Source organism: Roseibium album (assembly GCF_965233825.1).
Taxonomy (GTDB): Bacteria; Pseudomonadota; Alphaproteobacteria; order Rhizobiales; family Stappiaceae; genus Roseibium; species Roseibium album.
This window is the reverse complement of the sequence record NZ_OZ247583.1, coordinates 16,508-42,130: the sequence shown is the minus strand read 5'-3', so window position 1 is coordinate 42,130 and position 25,623 is coordinate 16,508. Positions and strand designations below refer to the sequence as shown.

At 57.4% G+C, this 25,623-nt stretch carries 23 protein-coding genes; 18 read left to right on the top strand and 5 right to left on the bottom strand.

Features of this window, described 5'->3' with window-relative positions; translation table 11 throughout:
• The first annotated feature begins 7 nt into the window (after nt 1-7).
• From ACO6TI_RS00195 to ACO6TI_RS00165, 7 genes are all read left to right on the top strand, one after another.
• The gene (locus ACO6TI_RS00195; RefSeq protein WP_104704868.1) at nt 8-634 is read left to right on the top strand and encodes a TetR/AcrR family transcriptional regulator; all 627 of its coding nucleotides are present in this window, start codon (nt 8-10) and stop codon (nt 632-634) included.
• A complete protein-coding gene (locus tag ACO6TI_RS00190; protein ID WP_196879898.1) occupies nt 631-1,416 on the top strand; it encodes an enoyl-CoA hydratase/isomerase family protein in 786 nt (261 codons plus the stop codon). The genes ACO6TI_RS00195 and ACO6TI_RS00190 overlap by 4 nt, the downstream gene beginning before the upstream one ends.
• A 41-nt stretch (nt 1,417-1,457) precedes the next feature.
• The gene (locus ACO6TI_RS00185) at nt 1,458-3,005 is read left to right on the top strand and encodes an AMP-binding protein (RefSeq protein WP_422384121.1); all 1,548 of its coding nucleotides are present in this window, start codon (nt 1,458-1,460) and stop codon (nt 3,003-3,005) included.
• Nucleotides 3,002-3,388: a MaoC/PaaZ C-terminal domain-containing protein gene (locus tag ACO6TI_RS00180; RefSeq protein ID WP_196879900.1), complete on the top strand. Its 387-nt coding sequence runs from the start codon at nt 3,002-3,004 to the stop codon at nt 3,386-3,388. Before ACO6TI_RS00185 ends, ACO6TI_RS00180 begins: the two co-directional genes overlap by 4 nt.
• Entirely contained in the window at nt 3,385-3,756 is a 372-nt protein-coding gene (locus ACO6TI_RS00175; protein WP_055113605.1) for a hypothetical protein, read from the top strand. Before ACO6TI_RS00180 ends, ACO6TI_RS00175 begins: the two co-directional genes overlap by 4 nt.
• An 84-nt stretch (nt 3,757-3,840) precedes the next feature.
• Nucleotides 3,841-4,188: an ArsR/SmtB family transcription factor gene (locus ACO6TI_RS00170; protein ID WP_055113603.1), complete on the top strand. Its 348-nt coding sequence runs from the start codon at nt 3,841-3,843 to the stop codon at nt 4,186-4,188.
• A complete protein-coding gene (locus tag ACO6TI_RS00165; RefSeq protein ID WP_055114274.1) occupies nt 4,181-4,606 on the top strand; it encodes an SRPBCC family protein in 426 nt (141 codons plus the stop codon). The genes ACO6TI_RS00170 and ACO6TI_RS00165 overlap by 8 nt, the downstream gene beginning before the upstream one ends.
• 232 nt (nt 4,607-4,838) lie before the next feature.
• Here the strand turns inward: ACO6TI_RS00165 and ACO6TI_RS00160 are convergent, their stop codons facing one another.
• Nucleotides 4,839-5,228: a DUF427 domain-containing protein gene (locus ACO6TI_RS00160; protein WP_196879902.1), complete on the bottom strand. Its 390-nt coding sequence runs from the start codon at nt 5,226-5,228 to the stop codon at nt 4,839-4,841.
• Between the two features lie 205 nt (nt 5,229-5,433).
• On the opposite strand from ACO6TI_RS00160, the gene ACO6TI_RS00155 reads away from it, so the two are divergent.
• From ACO6TI_RS00155 to ACO6TI_RS00140, 4 genes are all read left to right on the top strand, one after another.
• A complete protein-coding gene (locus ACO6TI_RS00155; RefSeq protein ID WP_196879903.1) occupies nt 5,434-6,690 on the top strand; it encodes a glycerate kinase type-2 family protein in 1,257 nt (418 codons plus the stop codon).
• Between the two features lie 60 nt (nt 6,691-6,750).
• Nucleotides 6,751-7,932, top strand: a complete 1,182-nt coding sequence (locus tag ACO6TI_RS00150; protein WP_196879904.1) for a GAK system CofD-like protein — start codon at nt 6,751-6,753, stop codon at nt 7,930-7,932.
• 283 nt (nt 7,933-8,215) lie between these two features.
• Nucleotides 8,216-8,812 (top strand): VPLPA-CTERM sorting domain-containing protein, encoded by a 597-nt coding sequence (locus ACO6TI_RS00145; protein WP_422384120.1) that lies wholly within the window; start codon nt 8,216-8,218, stop codon nt 8,810-8,812.
• Nucleotides 8,813-8,966: 154 nt separating this feature from the next.
• Nucleotides 8,967-9,338 (top strand): VOC family protein, encoded by a 372-nt coding sequence (locus ACO6TI_RS00140; protein ID WP_055114272.1) that lies wholly within the window; start codon nt 8,967-8,969, stop codon nt 9,336-9,338.
• Nucleotides 9,339-9,413: 75 nt separating this feature from the next.
• On the opposite strand, the gene ACO6TI_RS00135 is transcribed toward ACO6TI_RS00140, so the two are convergent.
• On the bottom strand, nt 9,414-10,139 hold the full coding sequence (locus tag ACO6TI_RS00135; protein WP_196901456.1) for a hypothetical protein: 726 nt from the start codon (nt 10,137-10,139) through the stop codon (nt 9,414-9,416).
• A gap of 232 nt (nt 10,140-10,371) precedes the next feature.
• On the opposite strand from ACO6TI_RS00135, the gene rbsD reads away from it, so the two are divergent.
• The 7 genes from rbsD to ACO6TI_RS00100 all read left to right on the top strand — a co-directional run bounded on the left by rbsD (nt 10,372) and on the right by ACO6TI_RS00100 (nt 18,802).
• A complete protein-coding gene (gene rbsD / locus ACO6TI_RS00130) occupies nt 10,372-10,782 on the top strand; it encodes a D-ribose pyranase (protein WP_108875101.1) in 411 nt (136 codons plus the stop codon).
• Nucleotides 10,783-11,199: 417 nt separating this feature from the next.
• Entirely contained in the window at nt 11,200-12,306 is a 1,107-nt protein-coding gene (locus tag ACO6TI_RS00125; RefSeq protein WP_196901455.1) for a substrate-binding domain-containing protein, read from the top strand.
• A gap of 1 nt (nt 12,307) precedes the next feature.
• Entirely contained in the window at nt 12,308-13,657 is a 1,350-nt protein-coding gene (locus ACO6TI_RS00120) for an ABC transporter substrate-binding protein (RefSeq protein WP_348316276.1), read from the top strand.
• Nucleotides 13,658-13,859: 202 nt separating this feature from the next.
• Nucleotides 13,860-15,164 (top strand): carbohydrate ABC transporter permease, encoded by a 1,305-nt coding sequence (locus ACO6TI_RS00115; protein ID WP_055113589.1) that lies wholly within the window; start codon nt 13,860-13,862, stop codon nt 15,162-15,164.
• Complete coding sequence (locus tag ACO6TI_RS00110) at nt 15,161-16,393, top strand: ABC transporter permease subunit (protein WP_108875044.1); 1,233 nt, start codon at nt 15,161-15,163, stop codon at nt 16,391-16,393. Before ACO6TI_RS00115 ends, ACO6TI_RS00110 begins: the two co-directional genes overlap by 4 nt.
• A gap of 40 nt (nt 16,394-16,433) precedes the next feature.
• Nucleotides 16,434-17,723: an MGH1-like glycoside hydrolase domain-containing protein gene (locus ACO6TI_RS00105; protein WP_422384119.1), complete on the top strand. Its 1,290-nt coding sequence runs from the start codon at nt 16,434-16,436 to the stop codon at nt 17,721-17,723.
• 20 nt (nt 17,724-17,743) lie between these two features.
• Nucleotides 17,744-18,802: an ABC transporter ATP-binding protein gene (locus ACO6TI_RS00100; protein ID WP_422384118.1), complete on the top strand. Its 1,059-nt coding sequence runs from the start codon at nt 17,744-17,746 to the stop codon at nt 18,800-18,802.
• 51 nt (nt 18,803-18,853) lie between these two features.
• Here the strand turns inward: ACO6TI_RS00100 and ACO6TI_RS00095 are convergent, their stop codons facing one another.
• From ACO6TI_RS00095 to ACO6TI_RS00085, 3 genes are read right to left on the bottom strand one after another with little or no spacing between them, the layout of a single operon-like run.
• Complete coding sequence (locus tag ACO6TI_RS00095) at nt 18,854-19,729, bottom strand: transglutaminase-like domain-containing protein (RefSeq protein WP_196879909.1); 876 nt, start codon at nt 19,727-19,729, stop codon at nt 18,854-18,856.
• 42 nt (nt 19,730-19,771) lie between these two features.
• Nucleotides 19,772-22,177 (bottom strand): circularly permuted type 2 ATP-grasp protein, encoded by a 2,406-nt coding sequence (locus ACO6TI_RS00090; RefSeq protein ID WP_422384117.1) that lies wholly within the window; start codon nt 22,175-22,177, stop codon nt 19,772-19,774.
• 41 nt (nt 22,178-22,218) lie between these two features.
• Nucleotides 22,219-25,551, bottom strand: a complete 3,333-nt coding sequence (locus ACO6TI_RS00085) for a DUF2126 domain-containing protein (RefSeq protein ID WP_422384116.1) — start codon at nt 25,549-25,551, stop codon at nt 22,219-22,221.
• Nucleotides 25,552-25,623: the final 72 nt, after the last annotated feature.

The following is a 25,623-nucleotide window of genomic DNA, read 5'->3' as shown; positions in this document are numbered from 1 at the left end:
GGCAGACGTGAACAGGCCGATCGGAAAAACAGACGCGTCGCAAAAGACTCCGGTCAACCAGCCGAAAACCGCACGGGGCGAGGCGACCAGAAAGGCGATTCTCGGTGCCGCCGAACGTGTCATTGGCGCCAAGGGTTACAGCGATGCCTCCATCGGTCACATTACCAGCGAGGCCGGGGTCGCCCAAGGCACTTTCTACATCTACTTCAAAACCAAGGAAGAGGTCTTTTCCGAACTGGTTCTGGAGATGGGCCGGCTTGTCCGCCACACAATTTCCGAGGCAACACTGGGCATCGAGAACAGGCTGGAAGCGGAAAAGGCCGGTTTGCGAGCATTTCTGGAATTCGTAAAGGCTCATCCCGACCTCTACCGGATCGTTCAGGAAGCCTTGTTCGTAGACCCCGATGCCTACCGCGAGTATTACGGTGCATTTGCCGACGGGTATCGAACGGGCCTGACGGAAGCCGAAGCCGCCGGTCAGATTTCAATCGGTGACCCGGATACACGCGCCTGGGCGCTCATGGGGATCGCAAGAGCACTTGGTGAACAGCTCGTGGTCTTTAACTCCGAAACACCAATTTCCGAACTGGTTGCCAGCGCCTACGACCTGATTGAAAACGGGATCAAGCCGTGAATGACAGGCCACGACTTGTCGAGACAGAAGAAAGAGCCGGTGCTCTTTGGGTCTGGCTGAACAGGCCGGAGCGCCACAACGCGCTGGTCCCCGACTTGTTGTTCGATCTTCAGGACGCAATTGCCGAGGCAACGTCGTGTGCACCTGTCCCCCTTGTGATTTCAGGGCGCGGGGCGAGCTTTTCGACCGGGGGCGATATTGCCGCATTCCTCCGGCATTCCGGTTCGAAGCAGGAGTTGCTTGACTATTCTGAATTCCTGGTAGGTGCGCTGCATTCGGTCATTCTTGACCTTCTGAGTTTCCCGGCGCCCGTCCTGGCGGCGGTGAACGGTCCTGTGACAGGCGGATCAACCGGATTGCTTTTGGCGGCCGATATGAACGCAATGTCCGAAACAGCGTTCCTGCAACCCTATTATTCGGAGGTCGGCTTCGGACCGGATGGTGGCTGGACCGCCCTCTTGCCGAACCTTGTCGGAGCGTCGAAGGCCCTGGAGATCCAGTATCTTAACAAGCGGGTTTTCGCCAATGAGGCATTGGCTCTGGGTCTGACATCCTGCGTGTGTCCGTCGTCCCAACTCGATCAAGCGATCAAAGGTTGGGTTGGCGCAATCGGGCGTGGTTACCTGCAGACCCATCAGGCAACCCGACGACATGTCTGGAACGTATCCCGTCTTGATGAAGTTCGTGATCGGCTGGATCAGGAAAAGGCGAGCTTTCTCGATCTGATCGCCAGGCCGGAGACAATAGCCGGGATGGAGAAATTTGCCGGGAAACGCGGGTGAAACGCCCGGAAAATCAATGAACACCGGTGTTGGGAGCACACATGGAGTTTTTGACCGACATGGCCGCAAAACGGGCAGAGCTGACGCCCGGTGCCATTGCCTTCGTGGATCATGAGAGTGGGCGTGCCTTCACATTCTGCGAAATCAACAGTCGGGCCAGCCGGCTCGGCAATCTGTTGCTGGCAAAGGGGTTGCAAAAGGGTGACCGTGTTGGTGTGCTCTGTCTCAATCATCCGGATTTTTTTGTGCTTTTGTTTGCCGCTCAAAAGACCGGGATTCTGCTGGTTCCTCTCAACTGGCGCCAGCCAGTCGCGGAGATTGAGCCAGTCCTTTCCGCCGCCGGCATAAAGCTTCTGTTTGCCGATGAGCACTTCGCGGAGAATGCGCGGGAGTTAAGCGACAAATGCGGTATCGCGTTGCTGCCGATTGGCGCCGCAAGCAATGGTGAAAGCGCACTCGACGTCTTGCTGACCGGCTCAAGTGCCGCGGCGATCGGTTGCGGCAAGATTCAATCGGACGCGCCGTGGTACCTGCTCTTCACTTCGGGGACGACGGGTGTGCCCAAGGCTGTCGTCCAGACCGCCGGCATGGCCTATGCCAACATGATCAACTACTGCCAGGCAACGGGCTTGAGCATTGGCGAAAAGGGCATCAATTTCCTGCCGCTGTTCCACACGGCAGGCATCAACCTGCCGACATTGCCGATCTTTCTGAACGGAGGGTGTTCAATCATCCTGCGCAAGTTCGAGCCGGACATCGTACTTGATCTGATCGATGCCGGCAGCGTTTCAAGTTTCTTCGGTGTTCCAGCCATCTATCAGGCCATGGCGCTGTCTTCCAAAATCGACGGGACAGATTTTTCAAAGGTTCGGTCGCTGGGATGTGGTGGCGCGCCGGTTCCCAAACACCTGCTCGCCGATTTTCAGAAACGCGGTGTCACCATCTGCAATGGCATGGGCATGACTGAAACCGGGCCAACGGTGTTCCTGATGGATCCCGAACATGCTGCGAAAAAGGTAGGGTCCGTCGGAAAGCCACAGATCCTGACCGATGTGCGGCTGGCCGGTTCTGACGGCGAGATCGTCGAAGGACCCGGCGAAGGGGAAGTCCAGTTTCGTGGACCGAACATCACGCCCGGCTACCTGGACAACGAGGCGGCGACAACTGCAACATTTACGGGTGACGGCTGGCTCAAATCCGGAGACGTCGCCCGGCGTGACGAGGATGGGTACTACTACATCGTCGACCGTATCAAGGACATGTTTATCTCGGGTGGAGAGAACGTTTATCCAGCCGAGGTGGAAAAGGTTCTGGTCGGTCATCCCGCCATTCTCGAGGCAGTCGTTGTCGGCGTTCCGGACGAAAAATGGGGGGAGGTCGGGACTGCCTTCCTGATCCTGCGTCCGGGGGAACGCATTGAGATCGGAAATCTGCCCGGATGGTGCCGGAACCGCCTGGCACCCTACAAGATCCCGAAAAGTTTTGCCGTTGTCGAGGATCTGCCACGCACGGCCGCGGGCAAAGTCCAAAAGACCATGCTCAAAGATCGCATTTCAGCACAAACCCTGCCGGAGGATGCCTGCCCATGAGCCTTGCCGATGTTCTGACGCGCAACGAGTTCACGTGGACCCCGCGACAGGCCGATTTCGATGCCTTTGCCAGGATTTCGGGTGACGACAACCCAATCCATGTCGACCCCGCGTTTTCGGCCCGTACCAGGTTCGGGCGAACCGTTTCGCACGGGATGCTTCTCTATGCACGGGTGTTCGGGCACCTTGAGGCGCTTTATCCCGGACGGAAGCATGATCTGCAGACCCTCATGTTTCCAAATCCATCCTATGCCGACGAAGAACTGGTGCTTTCGTTTGCCGAAAGCCCGGATCAGCCTGGCCGGATCATGATCGAGATCAGGCGCAGTGGTGACGGCGCGGTCACGCTTTCAGGCACCTGTGACCTTGGAGACATGTCATGACCCTGGAAATCGGACAGACAGTGGAACTCGTGCGGACCTATACCGGCCAGGACATGCTGGAATTCGCAAATCTTTCAGGGGCGACAGCGCAGGCTCCGAAAACTGTGCCCGGCCCACTGATCGGCGGATTGTTTTCATATCTTCTTGGTGTCAGGTTGCCGGGACGCGGGACGAACTATCTGAAGCAAAGTCTTGAATTTCTGGCACCTGCGCCCGTCGGCAGAGAACTCACCGCTACCGTGACAGTCACGCGTCTGCGACCTGAAAAACACCTGGTCGACCTGGAAACCGTTTGCCGGACGTCGGACGGAACACGGATCTGCCAGGGCAGGGCGCTGGTCTATGTCGAGGATGTCGGCAGGGCATAAGCGAATGAGCCCATTCCTTGACGGTGGGTAAATTCATTCAACTAATCGGTTGACTAATTTTGTTGTTTGAGGTAATTCAACTAAATGGTTGAACGAAAGCCTGATGATCAGATGCTCACCGCGATCCTGAAAGCGGTGAGTGATCCGCGCCGGCGCGAATTGCTGACCCTTCTGGTGCAGCACGGACCGACACGGGTCACGGATCTCGCCAGGCATTTCGACGTCAGCCTGAATGCCGTGTCGAAGCATATCAAGGTTCTGGAAGCCGCCGGCCTGGTGCGCCGGCGAACCGAATGGCGTGAGCATCTGATCGAACCGGACATGGGGCCGGTTCGTGAAATCGATCGCTGGTTCCAGGACCTGCGATCCATCTGGACACAACGCCTCGACGCGCTCGACAAGATACTTGAAACGGAGCCGGATGATGAATGATCTAAGTGTTGTGGTCTCGCGCAAGTTTGCGGCCCCGGCCGAACGCGTGTTCGAAGCCTGGCTGAACCCGGAAGCGCTCTCCAAATTCATGACGCCCGGACCGGGCATGACGGTGCCGAAGGCAACGGCCGACCCGACTGTGGGCGGCCGGTTCGAAATCGTCATGCAGGCGGGTGACCAGCAAATTCCGCACGCCGGAACCTACAAGGAAATCACTCGTCACAGCCGGCTTGCCTTCACCTGGGAGAGCCCGTTTTCCGAACCGGACAGTGTTGTAACACTTGATTTCGTCGAAGTGGACGGCGGGACCGAACTCACGCTGACGCATGTGAAGTTTCCGTCGGAAGAAAGCCGGAGCAATCACGAGGGCGGCTGGATGCGGATCGTGGAATGCCTTGGTCCGGTCGTGGAGGGATAGTTGGCAACGTAAGGTGTGGAGTGAAAGAAGCGAAGACGTGGCAATGGTTATTCCGGACGCTGAACGGCGGAGATCCGGGACCCGGTACGCTGCAGTCGTTGCGAGGCGCCTTTGGGACTGTTGCCACGGGGTTGCCGCTTGCGCAGGGGTGACAATCAAGGGTGACGCTCCTCCCTTGTCAAATGCTTTTCAAGGGCTCCGGATCAGGTCCGGAGCAGCGCAGGAACAGATTTCAGTCTCCTTCAACCAGCCGGGTCTTGGCCGGCCAGAACGCGCAATGCGCCTTCAGGCGGTGAGTCATGGGGATGGGATTCCGATAGACCCAACCGACCTCTTCCCCATCAAGAGCAATGTAGCTGGCATCGCCCTTGATCGGGCAATATGTCGACTTTTCGATCGGCTCAAGCGAACCAACAAGGTCGTCCTCCGGAATATAGACGACAGGGTCATAAACCGACTTGCCGACCTCAATCACCCGGAGCGCGTTGCTGCTATCTGCAAGCAACACGTCGCCGGCATAGACACGGATGCGCCGCGGCACGTCCTTGATCACCATCATATGTGCCGGGTTGTCCGGATTTCTAATCGCTTCGCTGAAGGCAGGGATCGTCGTATCCATCATGCTACCGTCCTTTGTTGCATTGGTAAGTGATGTTGCCGACCGGAAAACTCAATTGATATTCCCGAAATTGCACCGTGCGCAAATGCGCAGAATCAATGTTTTGCTTGGCCTGAAGACGGATTTGCCCTGATCGGCCCTTGAATTTTTTTGCAAAACAGCGCTCAAGAAACCCAAACTGTCCAAAAGTTGAAGAGGTGAAGTCCTGATGAGCGAACAGCCTGCTGCCGTCCTGCGTCAATTGTTTCAGCGGGCTGTGGAAGTGGCCGATCCAATGAAAAGTCTCGCAGCCTTCCTGCCTGAAAAGCCGGACGGTCGTGTGGTTGTTATCGGTGCCGGCAAGGCATCTGCCCGGATGGCCGAAGCGGTTGAGGACGTCTGGGGTCCCTGCGAAGGGCTTGTGATTACGCGCTATGGCTATGGGCGACCCTGCCAGGGGGTCGAGATTGTCGAAGCGGCCCATCCGGTACCGGATGAGGCCGGTCTTGTGGCAACCCGCAGAATGCTTGATCTCGTTGGCAGCCTTGAAGACAACGACTTTGTTCTGGCGCTGATTTCCGGTGGGGCGTCTGCGCTCCTCATCGCTCCTGCAGGTGAAATATCATTGTCTGAGAAGCAGGACGTGAACCAGAAACTCCTGAACTCGGGAGCTCCCATCGGCCAGATGAACACAGTCCGCAAGCATCTGAGTGCGATAAAGGGCGGTCAGCTAGCCGCCGCCGCCAGTCCGGCACGGATGCTGGCGCTGCTCCTGTCGGATGTGCCGGGCGACGACCCGGCGGAAATCGGGTCGGGACCGACGGTTGGCGACGCCAGCCGATCTGAAGATGCCAAGGCGATCCTGGAGCAGTGGGGTATCGCAGTTCCCGTCTCGGTTCAGGACGTGTTGAATGGGAACACCGGTGTTCTGTCACCGCAAAGCGAAGCACTTTCCGATGTCACGAACACGATCTTTGCAGCACCTTCCCAATCGCTGGAAGCGGCGAAAGAGATGGCAGAGGCGACCGGATGTGATGTTGAAATTCTCGGCGACGCGCTGGAAGGCGAAGCACGCGATGTGGCCCGAACCCATGCCGACCTCGCCCTTGAGCGCAAGCGTCGACGCAGCGGTTCAGATCGTCCGCTGCTGCTGCTATCGGGTGGGGAGCTGACCGTGACGAGGAACGGAAATGGGGTCGGTGGTCCGAACGCCGAATATGCTCTTGCCCTGGCGCTCGCGCTTCAGGGCACCAAGGACATTCATGCAATCGCTTGCGACACGGATGGTGTCGACGGTGCGGCCGAGGTTGCAGGAGCTGTCATCGGCCCGGACACATTGGCAAAGGCCGAGGCAGCCGGGGTGTCTGCGGCGGATGCTCTTGCAGACAATGACGCCCATACATTTTTTGAAAAGATAAATGATCAAGTCGTCACCGGACCGACATTGACAAATGTAAACGATTTCCGTGCCATATGGGTCGGGTAGCAACCTGGTCCACCGGCAGCGGCAGTCCGCCAAGGGATGATTTCATCAGCAGGGGTTGGAATGTCCGAAGTCACCATCACCCGCGCAGTGCGCATGCCGGACCTGTTCCGTATCGAGCGGTTTCTGTCCAATCCAAAGCTGGGACCGCAGCTTCTGTTTTTCAGCGGGGGGTCGGCGCTCAACGGCGTGGCGCAAGGCTTGAAGCGCTACACGCACAACTCGGTCCACCTGGTTACGCCATTTGATTCCGGCGGCAGTTCTCAGGGCCTGCGCCTGGCCTTCGACATGCCGGCTATCGGTGATCTCAGAAGCCGCTTGATGGCCCTTGCAGACGAAACGGTTCTTGGTCATCCGGAAGTCTTCCGCCTGTTTACCCACAGGTTCGCAAAGTCCGCCAGACCTGACGACCTGAGAGGTCAACTCGACCGCATGATTGCCGGAACGCATCAGCTTGTCGAAGCAATCGAGGAGCCGATGCGCATGCTGATCCAGAACCAGCTGGGTGTCTTCCAGACCGCGTGTCCTGCGACATTCGATTTGCGCGGAGCCAGCATCGGCAATCTTATCCTGGCAGGTGGTTACCTCGGGCAGAACCAGCAACTCGAGCCGATCATATTCCTGGTTTCCAAACTGGTGGGTGTGCAGGGAACGGTACGCGCGATAACCGACGACAACCTGCATCTTGGGGCGGAACTGGCGTCGGGCGAGGTCATCATTGGCCAGCATCTTCTGACCGGCAAGGAGCATCCGGCGCTGACATCGCCAATCAAGGAGTTCTTCCTGAATAGCGGACTCAAGAGCAAGGATCCGGCAACCGCACTCTTTCCTGATCGCAACCGGTCACTTGTTCAGACGGCGGATCTGATCTGTTTTGCACCCGGAAGTTTTTACACAAGCCTTGTCGCCAATCTCCTGCCGAAGGGTGTCGGCAAGGCAGTTGCCTCACGCACTGTGCCGAAAGTCTATGTTCCAAGTCTCGGCGAGGACCCGGAAGCAAGGAACCTCAACCTCGCCGACAGGGTGCATACGCTTTTGACCTATCTTCGCCTGGACGCGGGTGCCGATTGTCCCACGCACAGGCTGCTCAATTTCGTGATTGTCGATAGCAGTGTTCCGGACGCTGAAACCGCAGAAATCAGCGCATGCGGGATTACAGTGCTTAAGCTCGATCTGATCACAATAAAGTCCGCGCCGTATTATGATGCGGTTCCTTTATGTGAGGCGCTGGTGTCGTTGGCGTGAAATGGAGCGGCTGCCGGTATGAGACTTCGCGGCAGGGCGCTCGTAGTTGCCCGTTTTTAACTCGCGCTTTCGACCAATGGCAAAATGCGATGTGCATCGGCTGATTTCACAGTTATGACACAGCCAAGGGTGTGTTTTCTAAATGTAGCCAATCCATGTTTTTCGCTGAACTTTCTTTCTAAGTGTTAGTATATGTTTGATTTTTTGATGTTGAATCTCAATAAAAGCAATGCTACCCAGGGTTTAAGAAATTTGGGGGTGTGCGATGAAGTTTTTGATGCGAATGGTTGTCGTTCTGGCAAGTTTTTTTCCGATTGCGCAGGGTGCAAACGCGATAACTATGACCGCGGATGTCAACAACCTGCTAACAGTTAAGTTTTCTGTTCCGGTGTTGACTTCTGCATACAATGGAATCGGTTTCAGTCTGGGAGCCACAATATCCAGGTCCGGTTTCGACGGTTTGTCATCTTTGTATGTTGGAAAGGACTTGATCGGGGTTCACAATGCCCCAAACGGTATCTATTCAAGATTTGTTGGATCTGACAATATTTATGCGCACCAGCCTCGCTTTGCGGCGGTTATCGATTTCGCACGCATTGCGAAAGGTACGACTTCTGGCGTCTATACCTATCAGATAACTTCTGCCTCTACGCCCGGTGCGTTTTTGAATTTTAAAGCCTCCGAGTTCGAGGTGACGGCGGCTGTGCAAAGCAATTATTATTATCCGGGCTACAGTCCCAGATACATGAAGCTTGTCGTTGACGAGATTACGGTATCCACGGTACCGGTATCGACCGTCCCATTGCCCGCATCGCTTCCGCTTCTCGCCGGTGGCGTCATGCTGATGGGCGTAGTCAGGCGGCGAACGCGACAGAACTGAAGCCTCGAGTTTTGACATTGTCAAACGGCCCCTCTCGGGGCCGTTCTTCGTTTTGGAAGCTGCAGTAACTTGCGAAAATTCGTTGGCACCCAGTCATGCCCGACTTATGATCCTTCGATGCGGGGCACCAGCGCAAGACAGAAGGCATGCGGATATGGCTCACGGCAGCAAAATCGACGGCATCGGCGGGGTTTTCTTCAAGAGCACAGACCCTGACAAGCAAGCTGCGTTTTACAAGAAACACTTCGACATCAGTCTGGGTAGCTGGCTGCACCAGAATGCAGGTCCTTCTGTTGTCGCGGCGTTCAAATCCGAGACGTCCTATTTCGGACCGGCCGAAAACCGGTTCATGATCAATCTGCGGGTCACGGATATCGACGCGTTGATGGCAAGCCTGAAGGCAGACGGGGTCACCGAACTCGGCTATGACGATGAGGAATACGGCAGGTTTTTCCGTTTTCTCGATCCGGAAGGCAATGCGATCGAACTCTGGCAGCCACCGGAAGGAGACTTGCCGGAGGAGTAGCGGCCAGGACCTGAGAGGTGCGATGCAAGGTGGCTTCAGGTACTCGTCAATGCAGCTGAAGTCGGTACAGTTCCACTATTTTTTGTCGAGTGTTTTTTCAGGATATCCCGTGCCGGAAAAGGAATGCTGAATCACGCCCGGAGCGGGCTCACTCGAGGACATTGACCTGGGAAATGGAAGGCGACGATCAAGCAGTAAATTGCCAACCAGAAACCGGAGCAATTCCACCAGGTGCACCATGTCGGACACGGCCTCGTCGGTTGCAAATAAGGCTCTCTTGACTGACGCGTCACCGGACTCCTCTTCCTGTAATTCAACGCGAAAAATGCCTTGGCCTGTCCAGCCCCTATGGAAATGCAATTCGTGATCTTCGAAATAAATGAACCACTTTTCTTCCATTGCCTCAGGGATCAGGCCGCGCTTCAACCTTGCGTACTCTTCAGCGGTAAAGTTGTCAGAGTACGGTATCTCGATCGCCCGCCCGAATGGTTTTATGTCCCAGCTCTTGGACGTGGCGGGATAGCTTCTTCTAGGGCCGGGCGGCATGTCCTTTAACCGTTTGCTGTGTTCCTTGATGAACGCCTGGACCTCATTTTCCCACTCGGCGTCCGTCTGATTCCGTCTTCGCAAAAGTGAACTGGATTTCTTCTCGCTCTTTCGCAGTCCGGTTCTTTCAGCAGTTTTCTCAAGCAGCCGGATTACGATTCTTTGTACAAAACTGGTCAGAAGTTTAATCCTCTCGCCAATTCGCCTGATGCCAGATTCAAACAAAACTTTAGGTTGTTTAATGAAGGTGGGCAAGCCGGCAATTCGATGCGGTAGAAATCTTGGGAAAGGCTTTCTGTGGCGATATTTTCGCCGACACCCAAGACCTTGAAACGGTCGATGATCCGACTGCCGAAGATGAGCGAATACGGAGCGGTTGTCGTGGCGACACGATCGGGTTGGCGGTTGTTCAGGAAAGGGTTAGGCTGGCCGATGAAAAACTTTTCCGGCGCGCTCCGGAAGACTGAAAAAGCTTGAAGTGAATGCCATGAAACGCACGCCTCTCCTCAATCGTCACCTCAGCAAGCTCGTGGCCTCGCTCGGGCACATGGACGAGATCGTGATCGCGGATGCAGGGCTTCCTGTGCCGCCCAATGTCAGAGTGATCGACCTGGCAGTCTCGCCCGGAATCCCAAGCTTTTTCGATGTGTTCGATGCGCTGTCCAGGGAACTGATCGTTGAAAAGGCGATTTTTGCCGAAGAAGCGGGGCCGGAGCTGGTTACAAGGATCGAAGTGAAGTTGGCGCACTGGGAGGCGGAAACCGGCAAGCCGATTGAGCAGATCCGTGTATTGCATGATGACTTCAAGGCACGCAGCCAGCGGGCTCGGGCTGTCGTGCGCACGGGCGAAGTCACACCCTATGCCAACATCATATTGGTTTCTTCCGTTCCCTTTTGAGCCTCGTATGGACCGGAAGACGGCAAGGTCGGTTTCTTTTCTCATTGCCGCTTGGGATGACTGTGTGAAGATTGAGACCAGGAAACAGGTCCCAACCTGGTGCAGCCACGCAAACAGTGTGACGCAATGAGGAATGGTCAGCCTGAATACGACTGACCGAACCGGTGTCGTCGCTGGTTGGCTTCAGATTGCCTCAAAGAACCATCCATAACCCCTGTTTTCCGAAACAAGTTTCAACAAGGTTTTGCTTTGTCGCCAGCACGTTGCCGCAATGCGAAAAATCTTTTCTTTCGTCACAAAACCGATTTTGTTGACTTACAAAACCGGTTTTGTGACACTTATTTTCAATAAATGCCGTTTCGGATCTCATTCCGCATGCGGTCGAAATCGGGCACCAAATGCCCATAGGGAGGAAATATGTCGCGTCTTCGCGGTTCCGTCACGATTGACGATGTGGCTCGCCATGTCGGCGTTGCCAAGGGAACCGTTTCGCGCGTCCTCAACAACTATACGGACATTTCGGAAAATACCCGCAAGCGAATCCTGAAGGCCGTGCAAGAGCTGGGTTACCAGCCGTCAGCGACGGCAAGAAACCTCAAGCGTGGGCGGCAGGATACGCTTGGCATCGTGATCCCTGTCGGGCATGGTAATGGCGCGGATCCGTTCCTGGCCGAATTCATTGATGGAATCGCGCGAGCTCTTGATGAACTTGGCCTGGATCTGCTGGTGACAACGGCACATTCTCGCGAACACCTGATCACGACGTTGAAACGGCTTATCGCGCGGCGGAAAGTGGACGGATTTATCGTCACAAGAACGGAAGTCGACGACCCGCGTATTGCCTACCTCATGGAACAGAAATTCCCGTTTGTCGCGCATGGACGAACCGGCGATCCGTCCAGCTACGCATGGTTCGATATCGACAACGAGACAACCTTCGCTGATGGCGTCCGGCATCTCTACAGTCTTGGCCATGAGCGAATAGGGTTTTTGGGTGGATCGCTTGACCTGAATTTTGCCCGCCAACGCCGCGACGGCTACAGGCAAGGACTGGAAGCTCTCGGACTGGCACACGACCAGAATCTGGAAACACTCCAGGCGATCAGCGAAAAAGGCGGCTTCAAGGGTGCGGAGACGCTACTTTCACTGGATGCACCGCCAACGGCACTCCTGTGCGCGACCGATGCGCTTGCCATAGGTGCCGTGCAGTTCTGCCGAAAACTCGGCCTTCAGGCAGGATCTGACGTAACCGTCATCGGATATGACGGATTGCCCGTGGGGGAGTATCTCGACCCGCCGCTGACCACGTTTTCACAGAGCGCACAGGAAGCAGGCGGCCGGGTTGCCCGCATGCTGATCGACGTGCTCGACGGCAAGTCACCTCAAAGTCTGCAGGCTCTTGCCAAGGCGAAACTAATCCGGCGCGCCTCTGACGGCGCACCGTCCATGACCTCGGAAGCGCTGGCACTTGCGCTCCGGAACCGGCTGAACCAACAGCCACTTTCTGGCAGTAAGGGAGAATGAAATGTTTGGGAGGAGTAAATTCCTGGCCTCGACCATCGCCGGCGTGCTTGCGCTCGGGTTGACTACGGCCGAAGCAGACACACTGCGCTTCTGGACGACGGAGGAACAACCCGAGCGTCTGGCCAAGCAGGAAGAACTGGCGGCAGCCTTCAAGGACAAGACAGGCATTGAAGTCGACGTCATTCCGGTGTCTGAATCCGATCTCGGCACCCGTGCCACGGCTGCCTTCGCGGCCGGCGACCTGCCGGATGTGATCTATCACACCCTGCAATATGCTTTGCCCTGGGCGGAAGCCGGTATCCTGGATACGGAAGCGGCGACCGAAGTGGTTGAAGCGCTCGGGACCGACACTTTCGCTCCCGGTGCCGTAGCAATGGCGGCAGTGGAAGGCGGGATCGCCTCGGTTCCTGTCGACGGCTGGACCCAGATGGTGGTCTATCGGAAAGACCTTTTTGAAGAGAACGGCCTGGCCGCTCCGGACAGCTACGAGAACATTCTGGCCGCTGTGGAGAAACTGCACAATCCACCGGAAATGTTCGCCTTCGTTGCCGCGACCAAGATCGACGAGAACTTCATGAGCCAGGTGCTCGAGCATGTTCTTCTCGCCAACGGCGTGACACCGGTTGACGGGAACGGCTTCAAGGCGCTGGATGAAAAGAAAACCATCGAAGCGCTGGATTTCTACAAGGCAATTGCCAAGGCTTCTCCTCCGGGCGATCTTTTCTGGAAGCAGTCGCGGGAACTTTACTTTGCCGGCAAAGCCGCAATGATCATCTGGTCCCCTTTCATTCTGGATGAACTCGCCGGTCTGCGTGACAGCGCGCCACCGACCATCACCGACGATCCGACTTCGAAGGAACTGGCGTCGAAGACCGGTGTCGTCACCACGCTGAGCGGACCGTCCAATCCCGATGGCGCAGCCTGGGGCGACGTCCGCTATTTCGGCATCACCAATGACGCGGATACGGAAGCGGCGATGCAGTTTATCGAATTCTCGATGGATGACGGCTACATGTCGACGTTGTCGATCGCGCCGGAAGGCAAGTTCCCGATCCGTCGCGGCAATGCGGACAATGCAACGGCATTTATCGACGGCTGGTCAAAGCTCCCGGTCGGCGTCGATCGCAAGGCACCGTTGACCGAACTCTATGATCCGGAGACCATCAAGACGATTGTTGCCGGTCTGGACACGGCCAGCCGATGGGGTGTCACAGAAGGCCAGCTTTCGCTTGCCTCCAAGATCATCAACAGTCAAGTGATCAACCGGCTCGTGCGCGAGTACATCGATGATGAGCGGGATGCGGCTGCAACCGTTGCCAAGCTCAACGAAGAGCTGGCCAAGATCCAGTAACGCCTGGAAACGTGCTGATCCGCCCGCGAGCGGGCGGATCGCTCCCATCTTCAAATCTTTCGGATCGGGCATGGAGTTTGCCCGCGCCCGATCCCGACACGAACTTCTTCCCGCAATCGTCTTTGCGGGAGGCCGGGGACGATTTGTTCCGGCGCTGCTCGAATTCGAGTGACATCTTATTCCAGAAAAGGGCTCTAGAGCCATGAGCGCACAGAACCAACAACAGGACTCGTCCGGACCGCCAAAAGGCATCGGTCCCATGCAGCGCCGTGAGATGTGGCTGGCCTATCTGATGCTCGCGCCGACATTTGCGATTATTCTTATAATTGTCGCCGGTCCGCTGCTGGCCAATTTCTGGATCAGCGTGAAGCCGGTGCAACTTGCCGATCTGCGTCCTCCCACAGTGCTGGTCAACGAGCGCGTGCGCGGCAAACCCGCGGCGGCCGGGGACAGCGCGGAAATCCAGTATCGCCTGCGCAATTCGTCCCAGGACGCGGAAGTTCGCAACGTCGTTCTGACCGATGAGGTGCCGGAAGGGTTCAACGTGACGGCACTTCCCGAGGATTGTGCGATGAGCGGACGGGATCTGACCTGCACAATCGGTACGGTTGACCCGGGGTGGCGCGAACGGCTGAAACTGGAAGGCACGGTAACGGATGCTTTCCTTGCCGCCAACAGACCCGAACGGGCAAGCAAGCCCGTCATAGAAGGGGATGCGGACAACATCCTCACCAATTTCGATTTCTCCCTGGAAAACTTCCGGAGGATTTTCAGCGCGGATGAATTCTGGTCGGTTCTGCGGGTGACGTTCTACTACACGATCTTCGGAACCGGGGGTGCTTTGGTGCTGGGCCTGTTCGCTGCGCAGCTGCTCCATACGACGTTTGTCGGCAGGGGGTTCGTGCGTGGATTGTTCCTGTTTCCCTATGTCTCGCCGGTGATTGCGGTGGCCTTCACGTGGGTCGTCCTGTTTGATCCGTTTTCCGGAACTGTGAATGCGCTTCTGACCAAGATGGGCGTTGTCGCGGACCCCATCAATTTCTTCGGCCAACGCGCAATCGAATATTCGCTGTTCGGAATCCCGATGGAGTTTCCGCTGGCGCTGACGACCGTGATCGCGTTCGAGGCCTGGCGTTATTTCCCGCTGTCCTTCCTGTTCATTCTGGCGCGTATGCAGTCGATCAACACCGACATGTACGAGGCAGCCGAGATGGACGGGGCAACACCGCTGCAGCAGTTCTGGTACCTGTCCCTGCCGCAGCTGATGGGCATCCTGTCCGTGCTGTTTCTGCTCAGGTTCATCTGGACCTTCAACAAGTTCGACGACATCTTCCTGCTTACCGGCGGCAACGCCGGAACACGGACACTCACTGTCGATGTTTATGAACAGGGTTTTGCGCTCTCCAATCTTGGGGCGGGCGCGGCGGTGGCCGTTGTGGTCTTTGTCGTCCTGGTCACCTTTGCAACCCTGTTCATCCGCTTTTCACCGAAGGAGGAAGGGCTATGAGACCGGGCAGTATCCTGATTGCAGCCGTTACGGGCCTTGTCTGGGGTGTTACTGCAATCGTCGTCATCGCTGTGACGTTGACGCTGATCACGGGCGAGGTTGCACTGCCACAGGCAACTGCAGCCGGGGTTGCCGGTCTGGCGAGCGCTCTTGTCTTCGTATGGCGGCAGTCTTCGGAGAAAAGCAGCGGCATGCCCGCCTGGGTATGGTCTGCCATCACGCTGTTCCTGATCCTCATGATCGGGTCCTTTGCCGCGCCGTTCAGTCTGCCAATTGGTATCGTGCCGGTCTGGCAGGGTCTGGCACTGATCTTGTTCGTCCTAGGTGCCACCTGGGCAACCAGTGTTTGCCTGTCCGGTGCCAGGCTCGGACCGATGAGCCGCTACGAACGCGAAGTGGTCTATATCCGTGTTGCCAAGGGCATCGGCTTTGTTGTCTTCACCATCATCGTGGCCTTGCCGTTCTACGTCATGGTGATGACGTCCCTGAAAAGCCAGCAGACGCTTCTGGCCAATCCGCTGGACCTTTCGATTGATTTTTCGCAGGGACTGGATGGCCTGCTGCGGTCCTATGTCGAATTGTTCACACAATTCAATTTCGGCCGTTACCTGCTGGTGTCCGCCTATGTTTCGGTCGCGACCGTGGTTCTGACGCTGCTCTTTTCTGTGCCCGGGGCCTATGCGGTTTCACGCTTGCGCTTTCCCGGGCAGGCGTTTCTGGCGCGCTCGGTACTCCTGATCTACATGGTCCCGGCAATCGTGCTTGTAATCCCGCTCTATGCGGTCTTCTCGCAGCTCGGTCTGCGCAACACGCTGACCGGCCTGTTGGTCGTCTATCCGGCGACAACCATACCCGTCGCGCTCTACATGCTGCAGGGCTATTTCCGCGGGCTGCCGTCCGAACTGGAAGAGGCGGGACTGATGGACGGCCTGTCGCGGGTCGGTGTGATCCTCAAGATTACGTTGCCGCTGTCGTTGCCGGCGCTCGCCTCCGTGTCGCTATACGTCTTCATGATTGCCTGGAACGAGTTCCTGTTCGCTTTCATGTTCCTGGACAATCCGGACATCTTCACCTTGTCACGGGGCGTCGTATCCCTGAATTCCTCCGAGGTGCCTCGTCAACACCTGATGGCGGGTGCGGTTATCGCGACCGTGCCTGTCCTCGTCATTTTCCTCTGGTTCGAACGCTTCCTTGTGCAGGGCCTGACGGCCGGCAGTGTGAAGGGTTAAGGCAAACAATGAAACGGCCGGAAAGGCCAAGGAGATTTCTGTGTCAATCGCAGAGTTAGATCAAACCGCCAGATCCATTCTGATCGAGAACGACCAGGGCGGATACACGGTGCCGACAAAGGGGCTTTATCCCTACCAGTGGAACTGGGATTCGGTCTTTGTTGCGCTGGGCTTTGCAACCTTCGATCAGGACCGGGCCTGGCGGGAGATCGAGATGCTGTTCGAAGGACAGTGGCACGACGGCATGGTGCCCCACATCCTGTTCAGAAAAGACGACCCGAGCTATTTTCCGGGCCCTTCGGTCTGGGGAACGAGTGGTGGACAGATCCCGAGCTCCGGTCATTCGCAGCCGCCTGTCGCGGCAACTGTCATACGGGACCTCGTCGAAGCCGACACATCCGGCAAATCGGAAGACCGTGCCGCAGCCCTCTTCCCGAACCTCATGGCGTGGCACCGATGGTTCCTTGCCTACAGGGATCCGGAAGGCGAAGGCCTGCTTGCCGTCATCCATCCCTGGGAGTCGGGGAGGGACAACCTGCCGGACTGGGACGACGCGCTTCGGGCAGTAGAAGTCAAGGACATCGGACCCTACGAACGCAAGGATACATCTCATGTCGATCCGGCCATGAGGCCCCACAAGGAAGACTATGACCGTTATCTGAGCATCATGGCTGCTTGCCGTAAGGTCGGCTGGGACCCGGCGGAAGTCGCCAGAACCTGTCCGTTCTTCGTGGCCGATCCCGGTGTGACCTTTATTTTCCTCCGTGCCTGCCGCGACCTGCTCGTGCTGGCCGAACGGCTCGGCAAGGATACTGATGCAGACGAGATCCGTGGCTGGATCACGCGCCTGGAAAGAGGTGCCAAAATTCTCTGGCAGGACAACTTGCAAGCACATGTCGCGCTGGATCGGCGATCCGGAAAACACACGAATGGCATTTCCAGCGCGTCTTTCCTGGCACTTTATGCAGGTCTTGCCGATCAGCAAACGCTTACGGCGCTGTGCGGTCATTTCGACAGGATCTCGGACAAGGTCCGCTACCTCATGCCCTCCTATGATCCAGATCACGAGAGCTACGAGCCGCTCAGGTACTGGCGGGGCCCCGTATGGGCGATGATCAACTACATGATTGCCCGCGGATTTGCCGAGATTGGCGATGGCGCGCGTGCGGACAAACTCCGCCGCGATACGGCAAGTCTTATCGAAACCAATGGCTTCGCTGAGTATTTCAGCCCTGAAACGGGAGCAGGCGCCGGAGGCGGCACTTTCTCCTGGACGGCAGCCATATGGTTGACCTGGGCATCGCCGACACGTGTGAAACAAGCAGCTTAGGAAGCCGGAGGACTCAAGAGATGGGCGCGATACAGCTCAACAAGGTCGAGAAATGGTTCGGCGAACTACAGGTCATCAAGGGCATTGACCTTGATATCCAGGAGGGCGAATTTGTCATATTCGTCGGACCGTCCGGCTGCGGGAAATCGACGTTGCTTCGTCTGATTTCCGGCCTGGAGGAAGCGAGCCGTGGCACGATCGAGATCGACAGCAAAGATGTCACGGCGCTGCCACCGTCAGGGCGTGGACTGTCGATGGTCTTTCAGTCCTATGCACTTTACCCGCACATGTCCGTTCGCGAGAATGTTGGCTTCGGCCTGAAAACGGCCGGAATTCCGAAAGCCGAGATCGACAGCAAGGTCAACGCGGCAGCAGAAGTTCTCAAGCTCGATGACTATCTTGACCGGCGTCCAAAAGCGCTTTCGGGCGGACAGCGGCAGCGCGTGGCCATCGGACGCGCGATCGTGCGCGAACCGAGTGCGTTTCTGTTCGATGAACCCCTGTCGAACCTTGACGCGGCGTTGCGCGTGGAAATGCGCTTCGAAATTGCGCGTCTGCACAAAAGTCTCGGCACGACGATGATCTACGTCACCCATGACCAGGTCGAGGCGATGACGCTGGCCGACAAGATCGTGGTGCTGCAGGCCGGACGGATCGAGCAGGTCGGTTCGCCGCGCGAGCTTTATGAACGGCCAGACAATCTGTTCGTCGCGCAATTTATCGGGTCACCGAAAATGAACGTGCTGCCTTGTTCGGTCGAGGGAGATCAGTTTTCATTGCAGGGTCACGGCGGAGGCCACTACCCGCATGCGGGACTTCCGCAGCGGCCTGTCCGGCTGGGCGCTCGCCCGGAGCACATGTCCATTGTCGGAGACGGCGAAGGGCATTGCAGCGGAACGGTGGAAGTTGCCGAATATCTCGGCGCGGACACCTTTCTCTATGTCGCACTTGATGGTCTGGAGACCATTCTCGTGCGCATCAGCGGCGCCGACACAATCGAGGAAGGCGCGCGGATCGGGCTCGTGTTCGATGAAACGCGCATGCATTTCTTCGATGCCGAAGATCGCGCCATTCGGTAAGTGTCGATTTCAGGTCAGGTACATGCGCCTGGATGCCAGCAACAATCCTTGTCAGCGCGGGATCACATCTACCTTGTGGTCGGTGGTCTGGGTGCCTGAGGTTCTCAGGACACCCTTCACCGGAGCCGTATCGCCGTAGTCCCGGCCTCGGGCAACAACGATATGGTCTTGTCCGACCCGAAGGGCATTGGTCGGGTCGTACTCGATCCAGCCAACATCGATGCCGCACCAGGCGCGTATCCAGGCATGCATCGCGTCGGCGCCTTCCAGGCGCGGTTTGCCTTCAGGTGGAATAGTCCTGAGGAAGCCGCTCACATAGCCCGCCGGAATGCCGATACTTCTGAGGCAGGCGATCATGATGTGGGAAAAGTCCTGGCAAACGCCGTGACGGCGTTCGAAGGCTTCAAGCGCAGGTGTGTCGACGGTGGTTGCATCCGCGTCAAAGTCCATATCGGCATGCAAGGCCCTGCCGATTGTCTCGACGGCGGAAATTGCGCTCATGTCCGGGGCCGCATGTTGCCGGGCATAAACGGCAAACGCCGGTGCAAGCGGCAGGCGCGGCGAGGCAGTCAGAAAATGAACGGGTTCATCCGGCTTGAGCGATTGTATTGCACGCAGCTCCCTTCCCAGGCTTTTCAGGGGTGGCGAGATATCGAACTCTTCGGGTGTTGCCGTCCGGTTGATCCTGGCGGCCAGACTGAAAACCAGTTCGCTATGCGGTCTTCGGTAGGCGACATCGGTGACTGCATTGCCGAAAAAGTCAATTCTGTCCCGGCGCTCAGACGGGCCCGGTGAAAGCCTGATGCTGGAAGACTCAAGATGCTGTTCGCCCGGTATCGTCGCGGGGACCAGCCGAAGTGCATGGCGCCCCGAGTTGGCCGGACTGGCGTAGTCGTATGTGATTTCCAGGTTCACGTCGTAAAGCAAGGTACACCCTTGATGTTGAGGTTTGACCCGTGGATTTTCAGACTACCGGATGTAGGCATCGGTAACCTCCACCGAAAGGAAAGCGATCTGGTCCTTGATTTCCTCCAGGGCTTCGGGCGTCAAAGTCTCCGGTGTTGCGACGGCGAGGTTGGTGTGAACCTGGAGAATCGCGCGCGCGAGATCTGACAGGTAACCACGGTCCGTCGCGCCCGGCAGCACGCTGATGTGCTCCTTCATGTCCGTCAGCTGGTACATGACCGAACGAGGATTCTTGGGATCCATGGCAAGCAGGTCCAGAACAGTTGCATGACTTAGCGAAACGGCGTAGCGGCGGCTCATCGACATGGCACTGTCACCGACTTCAAGCAGCATTTCCAGAGCCCCTTCCGGAGCGTTCGGACCAGTGAAGACCGAAAGAAGATCCGTCATGCGATTTGCGCGCTCAAGCGCGCGTCCTATGCTCAGGAATCGCCAGCCGGTGAACCGGTACATGTTTTCGTGTACCAACCCGGAAAAACCCGTGATCTTTCGCAGCAACAGGCTCATTGCTCGGGGAATATCGGCGTTTTCGTTCATGACACGTCTTGCGCCATTGGCGGTTTGCGCGAGATCGTTGAGAGCCAGCCATCCATCCACTGAAAAACGATCCCGGACCTTGCCGGCACTGTTCACCGCCGATTGCAGCATCTCACACAGACCCTCAGGTACAGGATTTTCCGGTGGAACACCGATCTTGTCCAGATAGTCAGCTGTCTTTGCCACAAGAGGTGCATCCGGGTCCGCTGTTTCCATCAGGCGTGCATGATAAGCACGCAGCAGTCGCACTGCGCCTTCCGCGCGCTCCACATAGCGGCCGAGCCAGAACAGATTATCCGCCGCCCGCGACGGCAGCGAACCGGGTTGTGATTTGAAGAAAGGAGACTCGGTCTGATGCAGCAGGGTTTCCCTGTAGGGTTTACGCTCACCGACAATCCAGACATCGGCTGCCGATCCCCCCGTCTGCATTGCGATCGCGCTGGCACTTTCCCCCTTGCCGATCCGTGCAAATCCTCCAGACATGACTTCCCACCCCTTTTGGGTGCGCGCCAGAAAGACGCGCAGGCTCATCGGTCGCGGGACAAGCAGGCCTTCGTCATAGGCCGGGGTTGTCGACAGAGTGACGGCCTCTTGTGCAACAAGATTGCCTTTTTCGGTGTCTATCCAGTTTTCTAGGATGCCTTTGCGGAATTTGTCGGAGTCCTTTCCGATGAAATCCGTCTGCGAAGAAGTGAAAGGCAGGGCAGTTGAGCGAGCCGGGCTGAACATCATGGTTTCAGCGTGCTCTTTCACATAGGAACGTGTCGTCTCTTCACCGCACCACCACGTGGCGACATTCGGCAGTTTCAGTCCCTCTCCCTGAAGGTGCTGGCAGATCCGCGGCAGGAACGCGAGCAGGGCGCGGGTTTCCAGAATGCCGGTCCCCAGGGCATTGATCATCGTCACGTTGCCCTCTCGGACGGCCTGCACCATGCCGGGCGTGCCGAGATGCGATTCCTCGTTGAGTTCAACCGGATCGGTCCATGCCGAGTCGAGCCGCCGCCACAAGACACTGACCGGCTTCAGTCCTGCAACCGTGCGGACCATCAAGTGCCCGTTTTCGACGGTCAGATCCTCGCCTTCCAACAACATGAATCCGAGATAGCGGGCAATATAGGCATGTTCAAAATAGGTATCGTTGAGCGGGCCGGGTGTCAGGATCGAGACCCGGCTGTCCTGTTCCCCGCGCAGATCCAGCAAATGATCGCGGAACCGGCGGAAGAAACCGGCAAGCCTGTGGACATTCGCCCTGGCGAAGAATTCATTGAACACGCGTCCGGTGGCAACCCTGTTTTCCAACGCAAACCCTGCGCCCGAAGGCGCCTGTGCCCGGTCGGAAAGAACCCACCAGGTTCCGTCAGGGCCGCGGCCGATTTCAAATGCAAGAAAGTGAAGGAAGTTGTCTGACGGCGGGGTAATGCCAACCAGGGGGCGTTGCCATTCCGTGCTTTCGGCAATCAGGCTTGCCGGAAGATACCCTTCCGACACAAGCCTGTTGTCGCCATAGAGATCACCGACGACCTTTTCCAGCAACTCTGCCCGCTGAACAAGGCCTTCTGCAATAATCTGCCAGTCGCTTTCGCTTATGATCACGGGGATATGGCTGAGTGGCCATTCCCGCTCCAGTGCTTCGTTCTGACCGTATTGCCGAAAATAAACACCAGCGTCATTCAGATACTGGTTCCCCCGCGCGAACCGGTCGCTGATGTCTTCCGGGCTCATGGATGACAGATGATCCAGAAAAGGACGCCAAACGGGCCGCACCTTGCCGGACGGATCCAGAAGTTCATCGGAAACACCCGGAAATGGCTGATAGGATTTCAACAATCCGTAGCCGTGATCGCCCACATTTTCTGTTTCATCCAAACGCATTCACACGAACCCTATCCGGTCTGCCCGATGTCAGGAACGCGTTATACACCCACTGGGCGCCTGAGGTCCAAGGTCATGGGAAATTCCGGATGCGGTCTTTCGGTTTCCGGGACGTAAAGCCCGGGTGTGTGCCCGTGCGGCTCGAAGCGGGACAGACGGCGTGCTTCCGCTTCGTTTCCGTTGACGGGAAACGTGTCATAACTGCGTCCGCCCGGATGGGCGACATGGTAGACACATCCGCCTATTGCCCGCCCGCTCCAGCGATCGAAAATATCAAATGTCAGGGGGGCATCGACCGGATGGACGGGATGAAGGGCCATGGACGGCTGCCAGGCCTTGTACCGAACACCTGCAACGGCGACACCGTTGGTTTCCGTTTTTCGCAAGGGCATCATTCGCCGATTGCATGTCACCGTATACCGCTCGGGATCGCTAGTGGTGAGTTTGACCTGAAGGCGTTCGGTTGAACTATCCGTATATCTCACAGTTCCGCCGATCGCACCGGTTTCGCCAAGCACATGCCACGGTTCGAGTGCCTGACGGAGTTCCAGGTGGACATCCTCGACCTCAATCTCGCCACAGAACGGGAACCTGAATTCGGCCTGTGCCTCAAACCATTCCGGCCGCATGGCAAAACCGTGATGTTTGAGGTCCTCAAGGACGTCCTGAAAATCGGACCAGACATGGTGCGGGAGCATGAACCGGTCATGGAGTGTTGTACCCCAGCGCGCGAGATTGCCGGAAAGCGGTTGCCGCCAGAGTCGCGCAATCAGGGCCCTGAGCAGAAGTTGCTGCGCCAGGCTCATGCGCGGATCCGGTGGCATTTCGAAACCGCGGAATTCAACAAGACCCAATCGCCCGGTCGGACCGTCGGGGGAATACAGCTTGTCGATGCAGATCTCCGCCCGGTGCGTGTTGCCGGTGACATCAACGAGAATGTTTCTCAGGAGCCGGTCCAACAGCCACGGGAAGGGTGCAGGACCCTCGTCGGGGCGATGGACCTGGGAAAGCGCGACCTCAAGTTCGTAGAGACCGTCGTGGCGCGCTTCATCCACACGTGGGGCCTGTGATGTCGGACCTATGAAAAGCCCGGAAAAAAGGTAGGACAGACTGGGATGGCGCTGCCAGTGCAGGATCAGGCTGCGCAACAGATCCGGACGCCTGAGGAACGGACTGTCGAGAGGTGTCGCCCCGCCAACAACAACGTGGTTGCCACCCCCTGTGCCGGTGTGCTTGCCGTCTATCATGAACTTGTCGGCGCCCAACCGGCATTGCCGCGCTTCCTCATAGACACCTTCGGTGATCGAGACGCATTCCTGCCAGCTTGTCGCCGGATGGATATTGACTTCGATCACACCGGGATCAGGAGCAACCCGGATAACGTTCATGCGTGGATCGGTTGGCGGCGGGTAGCCTTCGATATGGACGGGAAGGCCGAGTTCCTCCGCTGCCGCTTCGGCGACCGAGATCAGCTCCAGGTAGTCCTCAAGCTGTTCGACAGGCGGCATGAACACGCAGAGCCTGCCGTCTCTGGGTTCGACCGACAAGGCCGTGCGAACCGCGTCGTCGTCAAGATCGTCTTCAGGAAGTTCCTGTTCCTGCCTGACCTGATTAGGATCGTTCGCCGTGAACCGGGCAATGCCCTGGGGCCGCTCCGGACGGGGGTCTGCGGGGAATTCGGGCAGTGGCGGCCTCGGCACGGTCGGATCGAGTATATTTGTATAGGGATAGCTGGCCGGAGGTACATGGGGCAGGGATTCCAGAGGCAATCTGTATCCGACGGGGCTGTCACCGGGTATCAGGAACAATGCCTTGCGGCGCAGCTTCCAGTTTTCGGATCGCCAACGACCGCCATCTGCCTTGGACTGCCAGCGCTGGATCGGCAGAACGTATCCGGCAGGCGTCGCAAGTCCCCTGTCGAAAACGCGGGCGATCCGGTGACGCGCCTCCGCATCCTCCAGTTCCGAGTTGTCAGGCGTGACGTTTGCCGGAAGATTGGCTTCCTTCACCAGCCAGACCGCGGGATCCTCGTACGCCGGGACCACACAATCGGTTTCCAGGTCGAGGCGACTGGCAACCCGTTGCATGAAGGTCTGAGCCTTGTCCGCATCTATTCCGGTGTCCTCGCCTTCTTCGGCGATGAGGCCGGGATCGCGCCAGATCGGTTTTTCGTCGCGCCGCCAGTAGAGCGAAAATGTCCAGCGTGGCAGGGTTTCGCCCGGGTACCACTTTCCCTGGCCGTAGTGAAGAAATCCGCCAGGCGCGAACCGGTCACGCAAGCGGCGGATGAGAATATCCGCAAGTCCCCGTTTCGTGGGACCGACCGCGTCCGTATTCCATTCGTCGGCTTCAAAATCGTCAATCGACACAAAGGTGGGTTCACCGCCCATCGTCAGACGCACGTCTTCCTGTTCCAGAACACGGTCGACATCGGTTCCGAGCCGATTTAGGGCTGACCAGGATTCTTCGGAAAAGGGTTTTGTAATACGCGGGTGCTCCGCGATACGGGAAACCTGCATGTCGAAGGAAAAGTCGACTTCGGCCGCACTGGCAACGCCGACGATCGGCGCTGCATTCGAATAGTGCGGTGTAGCCGCCAGGGGAATGTGGCTTTCACCGGTGAGAAGACCGGACGTCGGATCCAGGCCGATCCATCCTGCACCGGGAAGGTAAACCTCGACCCAGGCATGAAGATCCGTAAAGTCATGATCGGTGCCGGACGGACCGTCCAGGGCTTCCAGGTCCGGTTTCAGCTGAATGAGATAACCTGAAACAAAACGGGCGGCGAAGCCCAGATGACGCATGGCCTGAACCAGAAGCCAGCTGGAATCCCGGCAAGAGCCTGTTCCCCTTTCAAAGGTCTCCTCCGGCGTCTGGACACCCGGTTCCATGCGGATGACGTAACCGATTTCGTTCGAGACGCGGGCATTCAAGGCGACGATGAAATCGATTGTTCGCAGACGATCTCTTGGAACCGATGCCAGGAACTGTTCCAGACGAGGACCCGGCTGTTCCGTCTTCCTGTAGATCTGAAGGTCGTCACGCAAATCTTCCGGGTATTCGAATGGCCATTCTTCGGCACTTTCCTCCACGAAAAAGTCGAACGGATTGTAGACCGTCATGTCAGCGACGAGGTCGACTTCGATCTTGAATTCGCGCACCGGTTCGGGAAAGACGAAGCGAGCGAGCCAGTTGCCGTAAGGATCCTGTTGATGGTTGACGAAATGCCCTGCAGGCGAAACCTTCAGTGAGTGGGACAGGACGCGGGTCCGGCTGTGCGGCGCAGGGCGAAGCCTGATTATCTGCGGTCCGAGAGTGACTGGCCTGTCATATCGATAGTGGGTCAGATGATAAATGCTTGCTTTGATCGACATCTGAAGATCCCGTTGAATTCTGAAAACACTGTGTCATCTTACGTTTTCACAAAATGAACGCAGGCACCACGT